Source organism: Angustibacter aerolatus (assembly GCF_054776675.1).
The window spans coordinates 50,746-71,033 of sequence record NZ_BAAHBM010000001.1 but is presented as its reverse complement, the minus strand read 5'-3'; the positions used below and the strand labels follow the sequence as shown (position 1 = coordinate 71,033).

The 20,288-nt window shown below is 75.3% G+C and carries 20 protein-coding genes; 9 read left to right on the top strand and 11 right to left on the bottom strand.

Annotated features, from left to right (window positions below; all coding sequences use genetic code 11):
* Nucleotides 1-9: 9 nt before the first annotated feature.
* Complete coding sequence (locus ACYVI6_RS00335; protein WP_460444453.1) at nucleotides 10-2,844, bottom strand: FAD-binding and (Fe-S)-binding domain-containing protein; 2,835 nt, start codon at nucleotides 2,842-2,844, stop codon at nucleotides 10-12.
* Nucleotides 2,845-2,945: 101 nt separating this feature from the next.
* Here ACYVI6_RS00335 and ACYVI6_RS00330 point away from each other — a divergent pair, with 101 nt between their 5' ends.
* On the top strand, nucleotides 2,946-4,217 hold the full coding sequence (locus tag ACYVI6_RS00330) for a hydroxyacid-oxoacid transhydrogenase (RefSeq protein ID WP_460444452.1): 1,272 nt from the start codon (nucleotides 2,946-2,948) through the stop codon (nucleotides 4,215-4,217).
* On the opposite strand, the gene ACYVI6_RS00325 is transcribed toward ACYVI6_RS00330, so the two are convergent.
* Complete coding sequence (locus ACYVI6_RS00325) at nucleotides 4,161-4,634, bottom strand: acyl-CoA thioesterase (protein ID WP_460444451.1); 474 nt, start codon at nucleotides 4,632-4,634, stop codon at nucleotides 4,161-4,163. The genes ACYVI6_RS00330 and ACYVI6_RS00325 overlap by 57 nt on opposite strands.
* Before the next feature lies 1 nt (nucleotide 4,635).
* Here ACYVI6_RS00325 and ACYVI6_RS00320 point away from each other — a divergent pair, with 1 nt between their 5' ends.
* Both ACYVI6_RS00320 and ACYVI6_RS00315 read left to right on the top strand, forming a co-directional pair.
* Nucleotides 4,636-5,538 carry an SDR family oxidoreductase gene (locus tag ACYVI6_RS00320; protein WP_460444450.1) on the top strand — a complete coding sequence of 301 codons (903 nt, stop codon included), beginning with the start codon at nucleotides 4,636-4,638 and terminating at the stop codon, nucleotides 5,536-5,538.
* Nucleotides 5,539-5,624: 86 nt separating this feature from the next.
* Nucleotides 5,625-6,416 carry a GGDEF domain-containing protein gene (locus tag ACYVI6_RS00315; protein WP_460444449.1) on the top strand — a complete coding sequence of 264 codons (792 nt, stop codon included), beginning with the start codon at nucleotides 5,625-5,627 and terminating at the stop codon, nucleotides 6,414-6,416.
* A 13-nt stretch (nucleotides 6,417-6,429) separates the two neighbouring features.
* Here the strand turns inward: ACYVI6_RS00315 and ACYVI6_RS00310 are convergent, their stop codons facing one another.
* Both ACYVI6_RS00310 and ACYVI6_RS00305 read right to left on the bottom strand, forming a co-directional pair.
* Complete coding sequence (locus ACYVI6_RS00310; RefSeq protein ID WP_460444448.1) at nucleotides 6,430-7,548, bottom strand: branched-chain amino acid ABC transporter substrate-binding protein; 1,119 nt, start codon at nucleotides 7,546-7,548, stop codon at nucleotides 6,430-6,432.
* Between the two features lie 137 nt (nucleotides 7,549-7,685).
* Nucleotides 7,686-8,168 carry a nitroreductase/quinone reductase family protein gene (locus ACYVI6_RS00305; RefSeq protein ID WP_460444447.1) on the bottom strand — a complete coding sequence of 161 codons (483 nt, stop codon included), beginning with the start codon at nucleotides 8,166-8,168 and terminating at the stop codon, nucleotides 7,686-7,688.
* Between the two features lie 106 nt (nucleotides 8,169-8,274).
* Here ACYVI6_RS00305 and ACYVI6_RS00300 point away from each other — a divergent pair, with 106 nt between their 5' ends.
* Nucleotides 8,275-8,967: a TetR/AcrR family transcriptional regulator gene (locus ACYVI6_RS00300; RefSeq protein WP_460444446.1), complete on the top strand. Its 693-nt coding sequence runs from the start codon at nucleotides 8,275-8,277 to the stop codon at nucleotides 8,965-8,967.
* A gap of 151 nt (nucleotides 8,968-9,118) precedes the next feature.
* Here the strand turns inward: ACYVI6_RS00300 and ACYVI6_RS00295 are convergent, their stop codons facing one another.
* The 5 genes from ACYVI6_RS00295 to dnaK form a co-directional block, all read right to left on the bottom strand.
* A complete protein-coding gene (locus tag ACYVI6_RS00295) occupies nucleotides 9,119-10,600 on the bottom strand; it encodes a mannitol dehydrogenase family protein (RefSeq protein WP_460444445.1) in 1,482 nt (493 codons plus the stop codon).
* 157 nt (nucleotides 10,601-10,757) lie between these two features.
* Nucleotides 10,758-11,210 carry a heat shock protein transcriptional repressor HspR gene (locus ACYVI6_RS00290; RefSeq protein ID WP_460444444.1) on the bottom strand — a complete coding sequence of 151 codons (453 nt, stop codon included), beginning with the start codon at nucleotides 11,208-11,210 and terminating at the stop codon, nucleotides 10,758-10,760.
* A gap of 8 nt (nucleotides 11,211-11,218) precedes the next feature.
* Nucleotides 11,219-12,253: a DnaJ C-terminal domain-containing protein gene (locus tag ACYVI6_RS00285; protein WP_460444443.1), complete on the bottom strand. Its 1,035-nt coding sequence runs from the start codon at nucleotides 12,251-12,253 to the stop codon at nucleotides 11,219-11,221.
* Between the two features lie 30 nt (nucleotides 12,254-12,283).
* The gene (gene grpE / locus ACYVI6_RS00280) at nucleotides 12,284-12,943 is read right to left on the bottom strand and encodes a nucleotide exchange factor GrpE (RefSeq protein WP_460444442.1); all 660 of its coding nucleotides are present in this window, start codon (nucleotides 12,941-12,943) and stop codon (nucleotides 12,284-12,286) included.
* Entirely contained in the window at nucleotides 12,943-14,826 is a 1,884-nt protein-coding gene (gene dnaK / locus ACYVI6_RS00275) for a molecular chaperone DnaK (protein WP_460444441.1), read from the bottom strand. Before dnaK ends, grpE begins: the two co-directional genes overlap by 1 nt.
* Nucleotides 14,827-14,997: 171 nt before the next feature.
* On the opposite strand from dnaK, the gene ACYVI6_RS00270 reads away from it, so the two are divergent.
* From ACYVI6_RS00270 to ACYVI6_RS00255, 4 genes are read left to right on the top strand one after another with little or no spacing between them, the layout of a single operon-like run.
* Complete coding sequence (locus ACYVI6_RS00270; protein ID WP_460444440.1) at nucleotides 14,998-16,368, top strand: MFS transporter; 1,371 nt, start codon at nucleotides 14,998-15,000, stop codon at nucleotides 16,366-16,368.
* Nucleotides 16,365-16,802, top strand: a complete 438-nt coding sequence (locus ACYVI6_RS00265) for a VOC family protein (RefSeq protein WP_460444439.1) — start codon at nucleotides 16,365-16,367, stop codon at nucleotides 16,800-16,802. Before ACYVI6_RS00270 ends, ACYVI6_RS00265 begins: the two co-directional genes overlap by 4 nt.
* 50 nt (nucleotides 16,803-16,852) lie before the next feature.
* Complete coding sequence (locus ACYVI6_RS00260) at nucleotides 16,853-17,269, top strand: helix-turn-helix domain-containing protein (RefSeq protein WP_460444516.1); 417 nt, start codon at nucleotides 16,853-16,855, stop codon at nucleotides 17,267-17,269.
* Between the two features lie 10 nt (nucleotides 17,270-17,279).
* Complete coding sequence (locus ACYVI6_RS00255) at nucleotides 17,280-17,732, top strand: VOC family protein (protein WP_460444438.1); 453 nt, start codon at nucleotides 17,280-17,282, stop codon at nucleotides 17,730-17,732.
* Here ACYVI6_RS00255 and ACYVI6_RS00250 read toward each other — a convergent pair.
* A complete protein-coding gene (locus ACYVI6_RS00250; RefSeq protein ID WP_460444437.1) occupies nucleotides 17,716-18,582 on the bottom strand; it encodes a helix-turn-helix transcriptional regulator in 867 nt (288 codons plus the stop codon). The two genes, ACYVI6_RS00255 and ACYVI6_RS00250, sit on opposite strands and share 17 nt — an antisense overlap.
* 100 nt (nucleotides 18,583-18,682) lie before the next feature.
* On the opposite strand from ACYVI6_RS00250, the gene ACYVI6_RS00245 reads away from it, so the two are divergent.
* On the top strand, nucleotides 18,683-19,417 hold the full coding sequence (locus ACYVI6_RS00245) for an SDR family NAD(P)-dependent oxidoreductase (RefSeq protein ID WP_284289116.1): 735 nt from the start codon (nucleotides 18,683-18,685) through the stop codon (nucleotides 19,415-19,417).
* Between the two features lie 19 nt (nucleotides 19,418-19,436).
* Here the strand turns inward: ACYVI6_RS00245 and ACYVI6_RS00240 are convergent, their stop codons facing one another.
* Entirely contained in the window at nucleotides 19,437-20,273 is an 837-nt protein-coding gene (locus ACYVI6_RS00240) for a helix-turn-helix transcriptional regulator (RefSeq protein ID WP_460444515.1), read from the bottom strand.
* Between the last annotated feature and the right edge of the window lie 15 nt (nucleotides 20,274-20,288).

Below are 20,288 nucleotides of genomic sequence, written 5' to 3'. Positions count from 1 at the left end.
CGGCCGCCGTCAGCGAGGCAGACGCTGGGCCAGGAGCTGCGCCAGGTGCTCGCCCTGGCGGTCGGTGAGGTCGGCGAGCTGGGTGCGGCAGCTGAAGCCGTCGGCCAGCACGGTCGTCCCGTCGTCGGCGGCCCGGACGGCGGGCAGCAGCTGCTGCTCGGCGACCGCGACCGACACGTCGTGGTGGCCGCGCTCGACGCCCCAGTTGCCGGCCAGGCCGCAGCAGCCGCCGAGCCGCTCGACCTGCGCGCCCGCGCCGGCCAGCAGCTCGGCGTCCGGCGACCAGCCCATGACGGCGTGGTGGTGGCAGTGCGGCTGCGCGACGGCCCGGACGTCGGACAGGTCGGGCGCCGTCCAGCCGTCGGTCGCGGCCAGCAGCTCGGCCAGCGTGCGGGTCGCGGCGACCACGGCCTGCGCGTCGGGCAGCTCGGCGTCGGGCAGCAGCTCGAGCACGTCCGAGCGCAGCACGCCGGTGCACGACGGCTCGAGGCCGACGACCAGCGCACCGGCCCGCACGAACGGCAGCAGCTCGTGCACGGTGGCCCGCAGCTGCCGGCGGGCGGCGTCGAGCTGGCCGGTCGAGATCCAGGTGAGGCCGCAGCAGACGGCGCGCTCGGTGACCCGCACCCGGTAGCCGGCGTCCTCGAGCACCGCGACGGCGGCCCGGCCGACCTCGGGCGAGAAGCCGTCGGTGAACGTGTCGACGAACAGCACGACGTCGCCGCGCGGGGCCGGCGCCGCGCCCGTCGGTCGACCGGCGAACCACGACCGGAACGTCTGCTCCGCGAACTGCGGCAGGCCGCGCCGGCGGTCGACGCCGGCCGACCAGGTGACCACCGGGTGCAGCGCCCGCAGCCGCAGCGACGCGTTCGCCAGCCGGGTCAGCGCCCGCGAGCGCCCGACCAGCCGGGTCCAGCGCGGCAGCCAGCCGAGCGCGTAGTGCGAACGCGGCCGGAGGCGGCCACGGTGCCTGGCGTGCAGGGCCTCCGCCTTGTACGACGCCATGTCGACACCGGTGGGGCAGTCGGACGAGCAGCCCTTGCACGACAGGCAGAGGTCGAGCGACTCGTGCAGCTCGGGGGCAGCGAGCCCGGCCGGGCCGAGGTGCCCGGCGACGGCGTCCTGCAGCACGCGGGCCCGGCCGCGCGTCGAGTCCTTCTCGTCGCGGGTGGCGAGGAACGAGGGGCACATGACGCCGCTCGTGCCGGGATCGGCGCGGCACTTGCCGACGCCGGTGCAGCGGTGCGCGGCGCGCGAGAGGTCGCCGCCGTCGTGCCGCAGCGCCAGCACCAGACCCTCGCGCCGGGGCGTGGCCTGCTGCGGGCGGACGTCGGCGTCGAGCGGGGCCGGACGCACGATGACGCCGGGGTTCAGCAGGTCGTCGGGGTCGAGCAGGCCCTTGACCCGCTCGAACAGCGCGATGGCCTCGGGCGAGTACATGCGCGGCAGCAGCTCGCCCCGGGCCCGGCCGTCGCCGTGCTCGCCCGACATCGAGCCGCCGTGCGCGGCCACCAAGGTCGCGGCGTCGAGCAGGAACCGGCGCATCACGGCGGTGCCGTCGGGCCGGTCGAACGGGAAGTCGATGCGCACGTGCAGGCAGCCGTCGCCGAAGTGCCCGTACGGCAGGCCGCTCAGCCCGTGCCCGGCGAGCAGCGTCTCGAACTCCCGCAGGTAGGTGCCCAGCCGCTCGGGCGGCACGGCGGCGTCCTCCCACCCGGGCCAGGCGGGGTCGCCGGCGGGCGTGCGGCCGGCCAGTCCGGCGCCGTCCTCGCGGATGCGCCACAGCCGCGCGCCGACGACGGCGTCGGTCACCACCCGCGCCTCGAGCGCACCGGCCACCCCGATCAGCGCGTCGGCCCGCGCGCGCACCTCGCCGGCGTCGTCGCCGACCAGCTCGACCATCAGCCAGCCCTCGCCGCGCGGCAGCTCGGGCACCGCCGCGTGCCCCAGCCGGCGGCGCACGACGTTGACGATGCGCGCGTCGACGCCGCGGCAGGCGACGGGCGCGGACGGCAGCACGGCGGGCACCGCGTCGGCGGCGTCCGGCATCGAGGGGTAGCCCAGCACGACGAGCACCCGCACCGGGGCGTCGCGCACCAGCCGCACCCGGGCGGCCGTGGTCACCGCGAGCGTGCCCTCGCTGCCGACCAGCGCCCGCGCGACGTCGAACCCGCGCTCGGGCAGCAGGTGCTCGAGCGCGTACCCCGACACCTGGCGGCCGAACCGGCCGAGCTCGGTGCGCACCACCGACAGGTCGGTGCCCACGAGGGCGCGCAGCCGGTCGAGCAGCGGCGACGTCGAGGCGCCGCCCGGCACGTCACCGAGCCGCAGCCGCTCGCCGGTGCCCGTGACGACGTCGAGGCCGAGCACGTTGTCGCTGGTGCGGCCGTACCCCAGGGCCCTGCTGCCGCAGGCGTTGTTGCCGATCATGCCGCCGATGGTGCAGCGGGTATGCGTCGACGGGTCGGGCCCGAATCGCAGGCCGTGCGGCGAGGCCGCCCGCTGCAGCGCGGCCTGGACGACGCCGGGCTCGACGAGCGCGGTGCCGGCCTCGGGGTCGACGTCGAGCACGCGGTGCAGGTGCCGGCTGACGTCGACCACCACGCCCGGGCCCACGGCGTTGCCGGCGATCGAGGTGCCGGCGCCGCGCATCGTCAGCGGCACGCCGTGCTCGCGGCAGACCGAGAGCACCGCGGCGAGCTCGTCGGCGTGCCGCGGCGTCACGACCGCCTGCGGCGGCACCCGGTACAGCGAGGCGTCCGAGGAGTAGAGCGAGCGGCGGGTGCTGCTGTCGTCGACCTCGTGCACGCCCGCGCGCCGCAGTGCCTGCACCAGGTCGCTCACGAGCCAGATCGTACGTGCCGCAGCCGCCCGGCCCGCTGGGCGGACCGGCTCGCGAGACGCCGCGCGTTGCCGAGTGGCCGTGGCTGCGCGAGAGTCCGGGGATGGACCGCGAGCGCGTCTACACGTACGCCGCGCCGGCGCTGAAGATCGGGCCCGGCGCGAGCGACGAGGTCGGGTGGGACGTCGCGCACCGCGGCGCCCGCCGGGTGCTGCTGGTGACCGACCCGGGCGTCGTGGCGACCGGCGCGCCGGAGCGGGTGGCCGCGTCGTGCCGGGCGGCCGGCGTCGACGTCGAGGTCCTCGACGACGTGCACGTGGAGCCGACCGACGACAGCCTGCGCCGGGCCGTCGACCGCGCCTGCGAGCTGCAGGGCGACCGCCCGTTCGACGCGTACGTCGCGGTGGGCGGCGGGTCGTGCATCGACACCGCGAAGGCCGTCGACCTGCTGCTGACCTGCGGCGGCGAGCTCATGGACTACGTGAACGCCCCGATCGGCGGCGGCCGCGCACCCGACCGGCCGCTGGCGCCGCTGGTCGCGGTGCCGACCACCACCGGCACCGGCTCGGAGTCGACGTCGATCTGCGTGCTCGACGTGCTGTCGCTGCACGTGAAGACCGGCATCAGCCACGAGCGGCTGCGCCCGGTGCTGGCCGTGGTCGACCCCGAGCTGAGCGCCACCCAGCCGCCCGAGGTGACCGCGGCGTCCGGGCTCGACGTGCTGTGCCACGCGCTCGAGAGCTGGACGGCGCGCCCGTACACGGCGTTCGCGGCGCGGCGTCCGGAGCAGCGGGTTCCCTACTGCGGCGCCAACCCGATCAGCGACCTGTGGGCCGAGCACGCCCTGTCGCTGCTCGCGGGGGCGCTGCGCCGGGCGGTGCACGACGGCGACGACGCGGCCGCCCGGGCCGACATGGCCGCCGCCGCGACGTTCGCCGGGCTCGGGTTCGGCAACGCGGGCGTGCACCTGCCGCACGCCAACGCCTACCCCGTGGCCGGCCGCGTGCGCTCGTGGCACGCGCCGGGCTACCCCGGCACCGGCCCGCTCGTGCCGCACGGCCTCGCGGTGGCGGTGACCGCGCCGGCGGCCTTCGCGTTCACCTTCGACGCCGACCCCGACCGGCACCTGCGCGCCGCGCGGCTGCTCGACCCCGCCGCCGCAGCCACCGACGACCCGCGCGAGCAGCTGCCGACCGTGCTGCGCCGGCTGCTCGACGACGTCGGCGCGCCGTCCGGCTTGGCCGAGCTGGGGTTCACCGACGACGACGTGCCGGCCCTCGTCGAGGGCACGATGGCGCAGCAGCGGCTGCTGGCGACCTCACCCGTCGACGTCGGGCCGGCCGAGGTCGCCGCCGTCCTGCGCGCCGCGTTCTAGCTGCTCGACCACGCGCCGCACCGGCTCGGGCACGGGCGCCGGACGCCGGGTGCCGGCGTCGACGTAGACGTGCACCAGGCGGCCGAGCGCCTTCAGGTCGTCGTCGCCGTCGCGGAACAGGCCGAGCCGGTAGGTGACGCTGGTGCGGCCCAGCCGCTCGACGGCCAGCCCGACCTCGAGCCGGTCGGGGAACCCCACCGAGGCGAGGAACCGGCACGACGACTCGGCCATCACGCCGATGGCCGGCAGCCGGCGGGTGTCGGTGCCGGTCGCCTCCATCAGCCAGGCGTTCAGCACGGTGTCGAACCACGCGTAGTACACGGTGTTGTTGGCGTGGCCGTAGTGGTCGTCGTCGGCCCAGCGCGTCGCGATCAGCGCGCGGTGCGGGAAGTCGTCACGGGTCGGCAGCTCGGGCACGATGGCCATCCTGCCGGTGCGGGGCGGGACCGCCGCCCGGCCCGCCGAGACCTGGAGGTCGCTCGTGCCCGACGTCGCCGTCACCGGCAGCACCGGAGCCGTCGGGGGTCGCGTCGCGCGGCTGCTGTCGGCGGCCGGCGTGCCCACCCTGCTCGTCGGTCGCGACCCGGCCCGGCTGCCCTCGCTGCCGGGTGCCGAGCACGGCCCGGCCGCCGAGTACCGCGACACCGCCGCGATGACGGCCGCGCTGCGGGGCGTGCGCACCCTGCTGCTCGTCTCGGCCCGCGAGTCCGCCGACCGGCTGGTCGAGCACCGCAGCGCCGTGGACGCCGCCGCCGCGGCCGGCGTGCAGCACGTCGTCTACACCTCGTTCCTCGGCGCGGCCCCCGACTGCGTGTTCACCCTCGGTCGCGACCACTGGCACACCGAGCAGCACCTGCGCGCGAGCGGCATGGCGTGGACCTTCCTGCGCGACAGCCTCTACAGCGACTTCCTGCCCGGCATGGCCGGCGACGACGGCGTGCTGCGCGGCCCCGCCGGCGACGGCCGGGTGAGCGCCGTGGCGCAGGACGACGTCGCCGAGGTGGCCGTGACGGTGCTGCGCGACCCGTCGGTCCACGAGGGCGCGTCGTACGACGTGACCGGCCCCGAGGCGCTGACCCTCGACGAGGTGGCGGCCACGATCACGGCGGTCACCGGCCGGGCCGTGCGGTACGAGCGGGAGACCGTCGAAGAGGCGTACGCGTCCCGGGCCGTCTACGGCGCACCGGACTTCGAGGTGGCCGGGTGGGTGACGTCGTACGAGGCGATCGCGGCCGGCGAGCTCTCGCGCGTGGGCGACGCCGTGCCGCGGCTGCTCGGGCGACCGGCGGCCTCCCTGGCCGAGCTGCTGCGGCGCGGCTGACCCGCGCCCGCCCTGCGCCGGAACCGGTCGCGGCGAACTCCTCGAGGTTGCTGCAGTGACACCGATGCACAGGAGGTGGCGCCGACATGATCCGGTCCGGCGTCTGTTGGCGGCTGCTCGAGGTGCTCGTGGCCGACCACCACGACGTCGTGTGGGCGCGGTCGGCGACGGACGACGTGCGCGTCGAGCAGACCGCGCCCGTCACCGCGGCGGTGCGCGAGCTGCACCACCGCGCCCTGGCCGTGGGCGTCACCGGCAGCGGCGAGGAGGTCGTCGCGCTGCTCGACGTGGTGGCCGACACCCTCGTGCTCGCGGTCACCCGCCTCGAGCTGCAGACCACCGTGCAGCGGCACGCATCGGTCGACGACCTCACCGGCCTGCTGAACCGGCGCGCCGGCCTGGCGCGGGTGCAGGAGCTGCTCGACGAGGGGCGCTCGGACGACGGCAGCGCGCTGCTCGTCGTCGACCTCGACCACTTCAAGGCGGTGAACGACCGGTTCGGCCACCTGGCCGGCGACGCCGTGCTGCGGGCGATCGGCACCGCGTGCCGCACCGCGACCCGGCCGGGCGACGTCGCCTGCCGGTACGGCGGTGAGGAGATCCTGCTGCTGCTGCCCGACACTGGCCAGGCCGCGGCGGTCGCGGCGACCGAGCGGCTGCGGGCGACCGTCGCCGGCACCCCGTTCCCGGAGGTGCCGGGCGGCCGCGGGCTGCGCGTGACGGCGAGCATCGGCGTGCGCTGGTGGCAGGAGCGGCCCGTCGGCGACGGACTGCAGTCCCTCGTCGCCGAGGCCGACGCCGCGCTGTACGCCGCGAAGGCCGGCGGTCGCGACCGCGTGGTCGTCCACCCCGTCACGGTCGCGCTGCCCGCGGGCTGAGCGGGCCGGGGCCTCAGTCGATCGCGCGCAGCGGCTCGAAGCGCCCGCCGCGCACCTCGTAGGCCCAGACGACGGCGTGCGCCGGCTCGCCCGCCGACGTCCAGCCCACGCGGCCGGCGACCCCCTCGGCGCGGTACGTCGACAGGTACCTGTTCAGGGCCGCCCGGTCGGTGGCGCCGGCGTCGATGCCCGCCAGCAGCGCCCGCGTGCCGTCGTACGTCTCGGCCGCGTAGGTGCCGGCGTCCCGGCCGAAGGCGCCGCGGTATGCCGCGGCGAAGGTCGTGGCCCGCTCCGCGGGGACGCACGGGCAGGTGACGACCGCGCCGTCGGCCGCCGCGTCGCCGGCCGTCTCGACGAGGCCGGGGTCCTTCGCGCCGTCGTCGCTCACGAACCGGGCCTCGACACCCGCCTCGCGCAGCTGCCGCAGCAGCAGCCCCGCCTCGGCGTAGTAGCCGCCGAAGTAGACCGCGTCGGCCTCCGCCGCGCGCACCCTGGTGACGGTCGGCGAGAAGTCCGTCTGCTTCGCCTGCACCGTGTCGTGGGCGACGGCCGCGGCACCGAGCTGCCGGCGCACGATCTGCGCCAGCCCCGACCCGTACTCGGACGCGTCGTCGACCACCACGACGCGGCGCGCGCCCAGCGACTGCAGCAGGCGGACGGCGGCCGGACCCTGCGTGTCGTCGGCGCCCAGCACGCGGTGGAACGTCGTCCAGCCGTTCGTCGACAGGGCCGGGTTCGTCGCGGTGGTCACCCACGGCAGACCGGCCTCGTCGAGCATCGGCCCCGCGGCCTTCGCCTCGCCGCTGAACGCCGGGCCGACGAGGGCCAGCAGCGACCGGTCGTCGACGGCGCGCTTGGCCAGCGCCGGCGCCTGGGCCGGCTCGGCCTGCGAGTCGAACGTGCGCAGCGTGACGGCGCACCGGGGCCTGCCGGCCGCGTGCTCGCGGACGGCGAGCTCGGCCGCCTGGCGGATGCCCTGCCCCAGGCTGGCGTAGTCACCGGTGGCGGCGCCGAAGAAGCCGAGCTGCACGGCGCACCGGCCGTCGCCGGCCGCCGGCGCGCCGTCCGTGGTGCCGCCGCACGCGGCGAGCACGAGCAGCGACGAGACGACGAGGGGCAGCAGGCGACGCACGAGACCTCCAGCAGCGGCAGCGACCGTCGCTGCACGGACGCTCACTCTTGCACGACAGCACGCGGTCTCCGCGCCGCACGAGCGCCTGCTTCGACCCCTGCGGGTGCCCGGGTCGAACGGGGCGCAGCGGGGACGGGTCAGGCCGGTCGGCTGGTCGTGACCGCGAACACCGGGTAGCCCGGCGCGATGGCCAGCAGCTCGGCGTCCGACGCCGACGGGCCGACGCCGTCGAAGAACTGGCCGACCTCCCAGCGCCAGCGCCGCAGGTAGGCGCGCAGCAGGTCGGGCTTGTCGGCGTCGGCCAGCTCGACGGCGGTGAAGGTCTCGACGCGGCGTCCGACCCGCAGCTCCCCGGTGCCGGCGACCCGCAGGTTGCGCACCCACTGCGTGTGGCCGCGCGGGGCGACGAGGTACCGGTGACCGTCGACCGTGAGCGGGTTGACCGGGTTGGTGCGCCACTCGCCGCTCGTGCGCCCGCGGACGGCGAGCACCCGGGAGCCGTAGACGCTCACGCCGTGGGCGGTCAGCCACCCGACGGCCCGGTTGAACGACGTCTCGAACCGGGTGGGGACGAGGTTCCGGCGGCTCGGGTCGGCGGCGCCGGGGGTGGCTGCGGTCATGGTGTCCTCCGATGACGTCGAGAGCGGTGCTCTCGGATCACCACACTGTGGCACGCCGTGAAGGCCATGACAAGAGCAGTGCTCTCGTTCTTGGTACGCTGACCGGGTGCCGACCAGAGCCGAGAACCGTGACGACGTGACCGCGCGCATCCTGGCCGCCGCCCGCGCGCAGCTGGGGTCGGTGGGGCCGCAGCAGCTGTCGCTGCGCGGCGTGGCTCGCGACGTCGGCCTGGTCAGCTCGGCGGTGTACCGGTACTTCGGCAGCCGCGACGAGCTGCTCACCGCCCTCATCGTCGAGGCCTACGACGCGCTGGGCGACGCGACGCAGGCGGCGGAGGTGGCGCTCGGCCGCGCCGGGCGGGTCGGCACCGGGCGCTACCGTCGGCGCTGGCACGCGATCTGCGAGGGTGCACGCACCTGGGCGGTCGCGCACCCGCACGAGTACGCGCTGCTCTACGGCACGCCCGTTCCCGGGTACGCGGCGCCGCAGGCCACCGTCGGTCCGGGGGTGCGCGTGGGGCTGCAGCTGCTGCAGGTCGTGCACGAGGCGGCCGAGCAGGGGGCGCTGCGCCGCGACGCCGTGCCGCCCGCCGCGCCGGCGCTGCGCCGCCAGGTCGAGGGTCTCGGCCTCGACCCGGTGCTCGACGGCGGCACGCAGGCCGCGGTGTTCATGGCCTGGGCGCAGCTGTTCGGCACCCTGTCGTTCGAGGTGTTCGGCCAGCTGCACGGGGGCCCCGACCCCGAACTGTTCATCGACCACGTGGCCGGCTCGACCGCCGACCGCGTGGGACTCCCCTAGCGGCCCCTCAGCTGTACGTCCCACGACCGCCCCGACGCCGTGCGGGCCGTGCAGGTGAACCCCTCGGGCGGCACCGATCCGCACCGGTCACCGGGCGCCGACCGCGGCCACCCGGACGGCCCACGACGGGCCGTCCGGGGTGGGTCGCGGGTCAGCGGCGGGCCAGCTCCTCGAGCGTCGCACGGGCGCCGTGCTCGTGCAGCGAGGCGAGGGCGTCGACGTACGCGTCGCGGAAGCGCTCGTCGTCGACGAGGTCGCCGAACAGCTCGCGGTCCTGCACGAAGGCGGTCGGGTCGGCGTCGGGGCCGACCTGGCGGGCCGCGCTGGCCATCACCCGGTCGCGCAGCTGGTCGACGACCACGATCTGCTCACCCTGCTCGTCGACGCCCTCGGCGTACCGGGCCCAGGCGGCGACGACGAGCGTCGCGCGCTCGATCGGCCCGCCGACGGCCAGCTCCTCGCGGATCACCGGCGTCACCCACTTCGGGATGCGGTCGGACGACTCGGCGCACAGCCGGGCCAGGGTGTCGCGCACCTCGGGGTTGGCGAACCGCTCGATGAGCTGCCGCTTGTAGGCGTGCAGGTCGATGCCGGGCACCTCGTGCAGCGTCGGCGTCGCCTCGTCGTCCATGTAGCGCAGCAGGAACTCGACGAACAGCGGGTCCTGGCAGACCTCGTGGGCGTAGCGGTACCCGGCGAGGTAGCCGAGGTAGCAGAGCGCCTGGTGGCTGGCGTTCAGCAGGCGCAGCTTCATGAGCTCGTACGGCTCGACGTCGGGCACCAGCTGCGCACCGACGTCCTCGAACCGCGGGCGGCCGAGCGGGAAGCTGTCTTCCAGCGCCCACTGGGTGAACGGCTCGCAGACGACCGGCCAGGCGTCCTCGACGCCGAAGCGCTCGCTGAGCAGCTCGCGGTCGTGGTCGCTGGTGACCGGGGTGATGCGGTCGACCATGCTGTTCGGCCAGGCGACGTCGGTGCGCAGGTGCTCGGCCAGGGCCGGGTCCTTCGCCTCGGCGAACGCCGTGAACATCCGGCGCGCGACGTCGCCGTTGCCCGGGATGTTGTCGCACGACATCACCGTGAAGGGCTCGATGCCGCGCTCGCGACGACGGCGGGCGGCCTCGACGACGAAGGCGAACGAGGTGGTCGGCACCGCGCCGTCGGCCAGGTCGGCCTGCACCGCGGGGTTGCGCAGGTCGAACTCGCCGGTCTGCGGGTGGATGTTGTAGCCGCCCTCGGTGACCGTGAGGCTGACGATGCGCGTGGTCGGCGCGGCCATCAGCTCGAGGACGGCCTCGGGGTCGTCGGCGGCGAACAGGTAGCGCAGCAGCGACCCGATGACGCGCGGCTCGAGCCGGCCGTCGGGGTGCTTCACCACCAGCGTGTAGAGGCCGTCCTGGGCGTCGAGGGCGTCGCGCATCCGCACGTCGTTCGGCATCAGGCCGACGCCGGCGATGCCCCACTCGCGCGCGCCACCGGCCTGCAGCAGGCGGTCGACGTACATGGCCTGGTGGGAGCGGTGGAACGCACCGACCCCCAGGTGCACGATGCCGACCTGCACGGACGACCGGTCGTAGGTCGGGACGGCCACCTCGGGGTCGAGGGACTGCAGAGCCTGGGGGGTCAGCTTCATCGCGGGGGAGCTCCTGTCAGGGACCGTCGTCACGCCAGAGACTAGCCACGACAGGGGGTGTGCAGCGCGGCGACTCGGCACCCCGCGGGGCCGGTGAGCGGCACGGTCAGAGCGGGTGCCCTCGACGGTCAGAACCGGGCAGACCCGGGCAGCGGCGTCAGCCCTGCGGGCGCCAGACGACGAGCGCCGAACCGACCCCGAACGCCGAGCGCGCCGGACGTCGGCCGGCCACGACGCTGACGATGTCGCCGGACGGCGTGGCGGCGAACACCCGCGACCCCGGCCCGGCCGCTCGGCGGGCCCGCTCCAGCTCGGTGCCGAGCTCGCGCACCCGCGCCTGCAGGGCCGCGACCTGGGACTCGAGCTCGAGGATGCGCTTGATGCCGGCCAGGCTGACGCCCTCGTCCTGCGACAGCCGCTGCACCTCGCGCAGCACCGCGACGTCGCGGGCGGAGTAGCGCCGGCCACGGCCGCGCGCCCGGTCGGGCTGCACGAGGCCGATGCGGTCGTACTGGCGCAGGGTCTGCGGGTGCATCCCCGCGAGCTGCGCCGCGACGGAGATGACGAACACCGGCGTGGTGTCGTCGAGGTCGAGCTCGGGCAGCTGCACGGCTCCTCCTACTCGCCGCGGGCCTGCGACATCAGGCCGGCGCGGGGGTCCTCCCCCTTCGTCGCGGCGGCGTAGGACTCGACGGCCGCGCGCGCCTCGTCGTCGAGCCGCTGCGGCACCGCGACCTGCACGACGACCCGCAGGTCGCCCTGCCCGGACGTCGTGCGCACGCCGCGCCCGCGCACGCGCAGCGTGCGACCGGACGGCGTGCCGGCCGGCACCTTGACCCGCACCGTGCCGACGCTCGCGCGGCCGTCGTCGAGCTCGAGCACGGGCACCTCGACGGTCGCACCGAGCGCGGCCTCGGCGAAGGTGACCGGCACGGTCACCGTGAGGTCGTCGCCGGTGCGACCGAAGACCGGGTCGGGCGACACCTGCACCGTGATGAGCATGTCGCCCGCGGCGCCGCCCTGGTCGCCGCGGCCGCCCTTGCCGCGCAGCCGGATGCGCTGGCCGTCGCGGGTGCCGGCGGGCACGCGGGCCGTGACCTGCGAGCCGTCCGGCGAGCGGAGGGTGACGGTCGAGCCGGTCACCGCCTCGCGGAAGCCGAGCCGGGTGGTGGCCTCGACGTCGGCACCGCGCTGCGGACCCCGGGGTGCGCCGAACCCGCCGAACCGGCTGCGCCCGCGGCCGCCGGCGGTGTCGCCGGCGCCCATCGTGCGCAGCAGGTCCTCGAGGTCGATGCCCCCGGGGCCGCCCGCGCCGCCACCCGGCGGGAAGCGGGTGCCGCCGCCGGCACCCGCCCCGCCGAACATGCTGCTGAAGACGTCCTCGAACCCGCTGCCCCCGCCACCCGGTGCGAACCGCGCGCCGCCGCCGCTCATCGCGCGGACGGCGTCGTACTGCTTGCGCTGCTCGGCGTCGGAGAGCACCGAGTAGGCCTCGCCGATCTCCTTGAACCGCTTGTCGTCACCGCCGTTGGCGTCGGGGTGGTTGGTGCGCGCGAGCTTGCGGTACGCCTTCTTGATCGCCGTGGCGTCGGCGTCCTTGGCGACACCGAGCGTCGCGTAGAAGTCCTTCTCGAACCAGTCCTGACCGGCCACCCGGTGCCTCCCCTCGTGCTGCTGGTGGTGTTAGCGCGGGTCCGCGACGGCGACGCGCGCCGGGCGCAGCACCCGCTCGCCCGCCTTGTAGCCGGGCTGCAGCACCTGCACCACGGTGGTGACCTCGGTGCCCTCGGCCAGCTCGGCCTCGGTGCGCATCAGCGCCTCGTGCACCGTCGGGTCGAACGCCTCACCCACCTCGCCGAAGCGCTGCAGGCCGTTGCGGCCCAGCGCGGCCTCGAGCTTGTCGGCGATGGCCGCGAACGGCCCGCCCTCGAGGTCGCCGTGCTGCCGGGCGAGGTGGATGTCGTCGAGCGCCGGCAGCAGCGTCTCGAGCACCCCCGCGACGGCCGTGTCGCGCGCGACGTCGCGGTCGCGCTCGACCCGCTTGCGGTAGTTCACGTACTCGGCCTGCAGCCGCTGCAGGTCGGCCAGCCGCTCGGCCGCCAGGTCGGACCCGCCGACCCCCGCGGCCGGCTCGGCCGGCTCGGTCGGCTCGGCGGCGGGCTCGTCGTCCTCGCCGGTCGCGCCCGTCGTGCCGGTCGCACGCGGCTCGCCGGTCTCGGGGTCGATGCGCCGCCGGTCGCGGACGGTGACGGTCTCCCGACCGTCACCGTCCCCGCCCTGGCCGGGCGCACCCGTCGGCGTCTGCGGCTGCTGCTGCGTCGGCTCGGTGTCGCCCGTCGTCATCAGTTCCCCTTGGCCTGCTGCTGGTCGTCGTCGACGACCTCGGCGTCGACGACGTCGTCGTCGTCCGGCACCTCGGCGCCGGCGCCCGCACCCGCGGACGCGCCGTCACCGGCGGACGCCTGCGACTGCTCCTGGGCGTACATGGCCTGGCCGATCTTCTGGCTGGCCGTGGCGAGCGCCTCGGTCTTCGCCTTCAGCTCGTCGACCGAGCCGTTCTGCGACAGCGACGTGCGCACGTCGGCGATGGCGGCCTCGACCTCGGTCTTGATGTCGGCCGGCACCTTCTCGTCGTTGTCCTTGAGGAACTTCTCGGTGGAGAACGCCAGCTGCTCGGCCTGGTTGCGGGTCTCCGCCTCCTCGCGACGCTGCTTGTCCTCCTCAGCGTGCGCCTCGGCGTCCTTGATCATCCGCTCGATCTCGTCCTTCGGCAGCGCGCTGCCGCCGGAGATCGTCATGGCCTGCTCGACGCCGGTGCCGCGGTCCTTCGCCGACACGTTCACGATGCCGTTCGCGTCGATGTCGAAGGTGACCTCGACCTGCGGCACGCCGCGCGGGGCGGGGGCGATGCCGGTGAGGTCGAACGTGCCGAGCGGCTTGTTGTCGCGGGTCAGCTCGCGCTCGCCCTGGAACACCTGGATCGTCACGGACGGCTGGTTGTCGGCCGCGGTCGTGAACACCTCGCTGCGCTTGGTCGGGATCGCGGTGTTGCGCTCGATGAGCTTCGTCATCAGCCCACCCTGCGTCTCGATGCCGAGCGACAGCGGGGTGACGTCGATGAGCAGGACGTCCTTGCGCTCGCCCTTCAGGACGCCGGCCTGCAGGCTCGCGCCCACGGCCACGACCTCGTCCGGGTTCACGCCCTTGTTGGGCTCGCGGCCGCCGGTGAGCTCCTTGACGACGGTGGTGACGGCCGGCATGCGGGTCGAGCCGCCGACGAGCACCACGTGGTCGATCTCGCTCAGCTGGATGCCGGCGTCCTTGATCACCTGGTTGAACGGCGCCTTGGTGCGCTCGAGCAGGTCGGAGGTGAGCTGCTCGAACTGCGCGCGGGTCAGCTGCTCGTCGAGGTGGATCGGGCCGTTCTCGGTCATCGAGAGGTACTGCAGCGACAGGTTGGTGCTGGTCGAGCTCGACAGCTCCTTCTTCGCCTGCTCGGCCGCCTCGCGCAGCCGCTGCATGGCGATCTTGTCCTTGCCGAGGTCGACGCCGTAGCTGTTCTTCACGGTCGTCAGCAGGTGGTCGACGACGCGCTGGTCCCAGTCGTCGCCACCGAGGTGGTTGTCACCGGAGGTCGCGCGGACCTGGATGGTGCTGAAGCCGTCGTCGTCCTTGCCCACCTCGAGCAGCGAGACGTCGAAGGTGCCGCCGCCGAGGTCGAAGACGAGGATGAGCTCGTCCTCCTTGCCCTTGTCGAGGCCGTAGGCCAGGGCCGCCGCGGTGGGCTCGTTGATGATGCGCAGCACGTTGAGGCCCGCGACCTCGCCGGCCTCCTTCGTGGCCTGGCGCTGGGCGTCGTTGAAGTACGCCGGGACGGTGATGACCGCGTCGGTGACGTCCTCGCCGAGGTAGCTCTCGGCGTCGCGCTTCAGCTTGCCGAGGATGCGGGCGCTGATCTCCTGCGCGGTGAACTTCTTGCCGTCGATCTCGGTCGACCAGTCGGTGCCGATGAAGCGCTTGACCGACCGGATGGTGCGGTCGATGTTCGTGACGGCCTGGCGCTTGGCGATCTCGCCGACCAGCACCTCGCCGTTCTTGGCGAACGCGACGACGGACGGCGTCGTCCGGCCGCCCTCGGCGTTCGCGATGACGGTGGGCTCGCCACCCTCCAGGACCGCCACGACGGAGTTCGTCGTGCCCAGGTCGATGCCGACCGCACGTGCCATGTCTGTGTCTCCTCGGTTGTCGCCTTGAGCCTGTGCGGCTCAAGTCTGCGAGACCGCCGGGTCACCGTCAAATCGGGCCGGTCGATCTTGAGTCTGCTTCGCTCAACTCCGCGACGCGCTCCCGTGTTCCCCGCCGACGCACCCGTCGGGCCCGGACGAGACGATGGGCCGGTGCCCGCACCGACCGACCTCCCACCCCGCCTCACCTCGCGGGCGCTGCTGCCGCTGAGCATCGGCGTGGTCGGCCTGGTCACGCTGAGCGCGTTCGTCGACCGCGCCGTGGCCACCGTGCTGCCCACCGCGCTGGGCGACCTCGGGTCGGTGAGCAGCTTCGGCGCCGTGGCGGCCGCCCCGCTCGCCAGCTACGTCGCCGCGCTCGCCGTGAGCGGCCTCTGGGCCGACCGCCTCGGCCCGCGGCCGGTCGTCGTCACCGGACTGGCCGCCTTCGTGGTCGCGCAGGTCGTGACCGCGACGGCGCAGGGCGTGCCGGTGCTCGTGGGCTCGCGGCTGCTCAGCGGCGTGGCCGAGGCACTGGTCGACGTCGGGCTCACCGTGCTCATCGCCGACGTGCTGCCCGACGAGCTGCTGCCCCGCATGTACTCCCTGCTGTCGGCGGCGTGGGTGCTGCCCTCGGTGGTCGGCCCGGTCGTCGCCGGGGCCCTGACCGAGCACGCCGGGTGGCGGTGGGTGTTCGTCGTGCCGGTGGTCGCCGCCGTGCCACCGGCGGTGCTGCTGCTCACCAGCGGCGGACTGCGCGCCCCGCACCGCGCCCCCGCCCCGACGTCCGGCCGCTCGGCGCTGACCTGGTCGCTGGTGCTCGCCGCGGCCCTGACGGCGGCCGGCCTCTCCCGCGGCCGCTGGCTGGTGCTGCTGCCGGCCGTCGCGCTGGCGCTGGTCGGGCTGTGGCGGGTGCTGCCGCCGGGCACCCTGCGGCTGCGCCCGGGGGTGCCGCTCGTCGTCGCGGTGCGCGGCCTCGGTGGCACCGCCTTCTCGGCGAGCACCCTGTGGCTCCCGCTGGTGCTGACGCTGGTGCACGGGGCGACCCCGACGGGCGCGGGCGTGCCGCTGACGGTGGTCGGCGTCTTCTGGTTCGCCGGGTCGTGGGTGCAGGGGCACGTGGGCGGCTCGCGACCGCGGATGCTCCGCGCCGGGCTGGCCTGCCTGGTCGTCGGGCTGGCCGGCACCGGCCTGCTCGGCTTCGGCTCGCTGCCGGTCTGGCCGGGGCTGGTGGCGCTCGCGGTGGCCGGGGTCGGCGTCGGCATCACGACGGCGACGTCGTCGGTGCTCATCATCTCGGCGTCGGCGATGGACGAGCGGGGCCGCGCGGGCGCCTCGGCGCAGCTGGTGTCGGCCGCCGGGATCGGGCTCGCGACGGCCGTGGCCGGCGCGGCGCTGGCGCGCACCGGCTTCCACGGCGGGGCGCTGTTCGTCTGGCTGTCCGCCGCGACCACGCTGCTGGCGCTCACCGGGCTGCTCGCGGCCACCCGCCTCCGGTCCGTCGAGGTGCCGGTGGCGCCGGGCGGTGGGAGCCTGCCGCGATGACGAGCGACGAGCCGCGACCCGTGGTGCCGACGATCCGCCAGGTGGTGCTCGACACCACCGAGCCGCGGCGGCTGGCCGAGTTCTACCGCGGGCTGTTCGGCCTCGAGTACCGCGACGGCGACGAGCTGCCGGCCGACGGCGAGCCCGACCCCCGCGGCGACGACTGGCTGGTGCTGCGCCCGGCGTCCGGACCAACCGGCCTGGCGTTCCAGAAGGTCGACCAGCTGCCCGCCTCGACCTGGCCGGACGCCGGGGTGCCGCAGCAGCTGCACCTCGACACCACCGTGACGTCGGTCGACGAGCTCGACGCCGTGCACGAGCGGGCCCTGGCCCTCGGCGCGACCCTGCGCCTCGACCGGTCCGGCGACGACGAGGAGCCGCTGCGGGTCTACGCCGACCCCAGCGGCCACCCGTTCTGCGTGTTCGTCGCCTGACGCCGGGGGGCAGCGTGGACCTGACGCCGCAGGAGGACCTCAACCGCCGGATGCTGCGGGCGCGTGACGAGATGGACCGGCGCTACGCCGAGCCGCTCGACGTGCCGCACCTGGCGGCGCTCGCCCACCTGTCGGTCTCGCGGTTCGGCCGGGTCTTCCGGTCGGTGTACGGCGAGACCCCGCACCGCTACCTGCAGCGGCGGCGCGTCGAGCGGGCGATGACGCTGCTGCGCCAGACCGACCGGCCGGTGACCGACGTCGCGTGGGACGTCGGCTTCGCCAGCCTCGGCACGTTCAGCCGCACCTTCAGCGTGGTCGTCGGCTGCTCACCGACCGAGTTCCGCGCGCGGCACGCCCCGGTCGCGGTGCCGTCGTGCTTCGTCGCGGCGTGGACCCGGCCGCGCGTGGCGGCGGCCGCACCCGGGACGCCGGTTTCGGAGAAGCAGCCGGCCCCGGGCGCTGGCTAGCGTCGTCGGCATGACCACGAACCACATCACCTCGCTGCACATCCGCTCCGTCCCGGTGCTCGACCAGGACGAGGCGCTCGACTTCTACACGACCCACCTCGGCTTCGAGGTGCGCGACGACATCGACCTCGGCTTCATGCGCTGGCTCACGATCGGCGTGCCCGGGCAGGACACCGCGCTGCTCCTCGAGCTCGTCGGCGGGCCGCAGCACGACGACGCGACCGCGGCCCAGGTGCGCGAGCTCGTGACGAAGGGCGCGCTGGGCGGGCTGTTCCTGCTCAGCGAGGACGTCCACGCGACGTTCGCCGCGCTGCGCGACGCCGGGGTCGAGATCACCCAGGAGCCGGTCGAGCAGCCCTACGGCACCGACTTCGGCATCCGCGACCCGTTCGGCAACCACGTGCGGATCAGCCAGCCGACCGCTGCGGCGCCCGAGGCGCAGGAGGTCAGCGCGAGCCGCTGAGCTGCTGGGTGCCCACGACGAGCAGCAGCGCCAGCGCGTCGTGGGCCGGGGTGCCGGGCGCGGCCGAGAACACGTGCAGCGTCTGGTCGACGTCGGGCACCACGAGGGTGTCGCACTCGAGCGTCAGGGGCCCGACCACCGGGTGGTCGAGGGTCTTGGTGCGGTGCCGCCAGACGCCGGTGACGCCGTCGTCCCACAGCTCGCGGAACTCCGCCGATCCGGCCCTGAGGTCGTCGAGCAGCCGGCCCAGGTCGGGGTCGGCCGGGTAGCGGCTGGCGGCGCTGCGCAGCCCGGCCACGACGTTCACCCTCGCGGCGAGCCGCTCCTCCGGGGGCCCGCCCGCCGGCGTGCGGGCCGGCTCGGACGGGTCGGGCAGGAAGGCCTGCCGGGCGTGGTTGCGGCGCTCGGGGGCCAGCGTCGTCCAGTCACCGTGCAGGGCGCAGGACGCCGCGTTCCAGGCGAGCACGTCGCCCTTGGCGCTCAGCAGCATCGTCGGCAGGTCGGTGAAGCGGTCGAGCAGCCGCAGCACGCCTGGGCGCACGTGCAGGTCGATCAGCCCGGCCCGCGGCGGCTCGAGCCCGGCGAGACGGAACACCAGGTCCCGCTCCTCGGTCTCGAGGCGCAGCGCCCGGCACAGGCTGGCGACGACCTGCTCGGACGGGTGCGGGCCGCGTCCCTGCTCGAGCCGCACGACGTAGTCGACGCTGATGCCGGCCAGCATCGCCAGCTCCTCGCGCCGCAGCCCCTCGACCCGGCGGCGGACGCCCCCGGGCAGCCCCACGTCCTCGGGTCGCACCCGGCCGCGCGCTCGCCTGAGGGTGCGGGCCAGCTCGGCGCGGTTGGACGTCACCCCACCAGGATGCCTCGGGGTGCGCGCGGCCGGGTAGGAGCGCCGGTCCCACGCTCGACAGGCCCTGGTGCGCCTGCCGTCCGCACCGCACGGTGGGGGCATGACCACCGACACCACCACCGTCCTGATCACCGGCGCGAACAAGGGCCTCGGCGCCGAGACCGCGCGCCGGCTCGCCGCCCTGGGCTGGACCGTCTGGATGGGCGCGCGCTCCGTCGAGGCCGCGCAGACCACCGCCGACACCATCCGCACCCAGCAGCCCGGCGCCGACCTGCGCCCGGTGCGCCTCGACGTCACCGACCAGGAGTCCGTCGACGCCGCCCTGGCGACCGTCCGCGCGGCGGGCACCGGCCTCGACGTCCTCGTGAACAACGCCGGCATCGCCGACACGAACGTCCTCGACACCGCCGCGACCCGCGCCGACGACCTGCTGCCGACGTACGCCGTGAACGTGCTCGGCCCGGTGCGGGTGACCCACGCGTTCCTGCCGCTGCTGCAGGAGTCCGGCCGGGCGCGCGTCGTCATGGTCTCGAGCGGACTCGGCACCATCGAGCACGTCAACGACCCGAGCCGCGACGAGTACGGCGTGCCCGGCTTCGTCTACCAGTCGTCGAAGTCGGCGCTCGACATGATCGCCAACCAGTACGACCGGGCGCTGCCCACGGTGCGCGTGCGCGCGGTCGACCCCGGCTACACGGCCACCGACCTCAACGGCAACAGCGGCCACCAGACCGTCACCGAGGGCACCGATGCGATCGTCGCGGCAGCCAGCGCGGACGACGTGCCGGCAGGCAAGTTCGAGCGCGCCGACCTCGCGCGCGACGCCGCCGCCTGAGCCCAGCTAGCGGCCGGCGTCAACCCAGGCGCTGGGCGCCGATCACCGAGAGCAGCTGCAGCTTCTCGTGGCTCTCGCTGCCCGGCGTCGCGGTGAACACCAGCAGCGCCTGCGCGAGGTCGAGGTCGAAGAGCAGCTGGCAGAACAGCTGCATCCGGCCCAGCTCGGGGTGCACGAAGGTCTTCTCCGAGCTGCGCCGGCGGCCGACCTCGTGCGCCGCCCAGAACCCGGCGAACTCGGGGCTGGTGGCGAGCAGCGCCTCGACCACCTCGGTGGCCCGGTCGCGCGTCTCCGGGCGGGCGTACGCCTCGCGCAGGTCGGCGGTGAACGCGCGCGCGTGCCGCTCGTGCTCGTCCTCCGGGTGCATCGCGCGCGCCCTCGGGTCGGTGAACCACCGGTAGGTGACGTTGCGGGCGAGGCCGGTGTGCTGCGTCTGGTCACCGAGCAGCGCGACCGCGGGCGAGGTCTGCAGCAGCGTCTCGCCCACCCCGTTCATCACCACCGCGGGGGTGTCCTGCAGGCGGTCGAGCACCCGCATGAGCCCGGGACTGACGTGGTCGTTGCGCGGCACCCGCCCCGGCGCGTGGTGCCCGGCCAGCCGGAACAGGTGGTCGCGCTCGTCGAGCGTCAGCCGCAGGCCGCGGGCGATCGCCCCGAGCATCTGCTCCGACGGCTGCGGCCCGCGCTGCTGCTCGAGCCGGCCGTAGTAGTCGGCCGACATGCCGCACAGCGCGGCGACCTCCTCGCGGCGCAGGCCCGAGGTGCGCCGCCGCGGGCCGCGCGGCAGCCCGACGTCCTCGGGCTGCAGCGCCTCGCGGCGGGTGCGCAGCAGGTCGGCGAGCTGGGCGCGGTCCATCACGGTGACCACTCT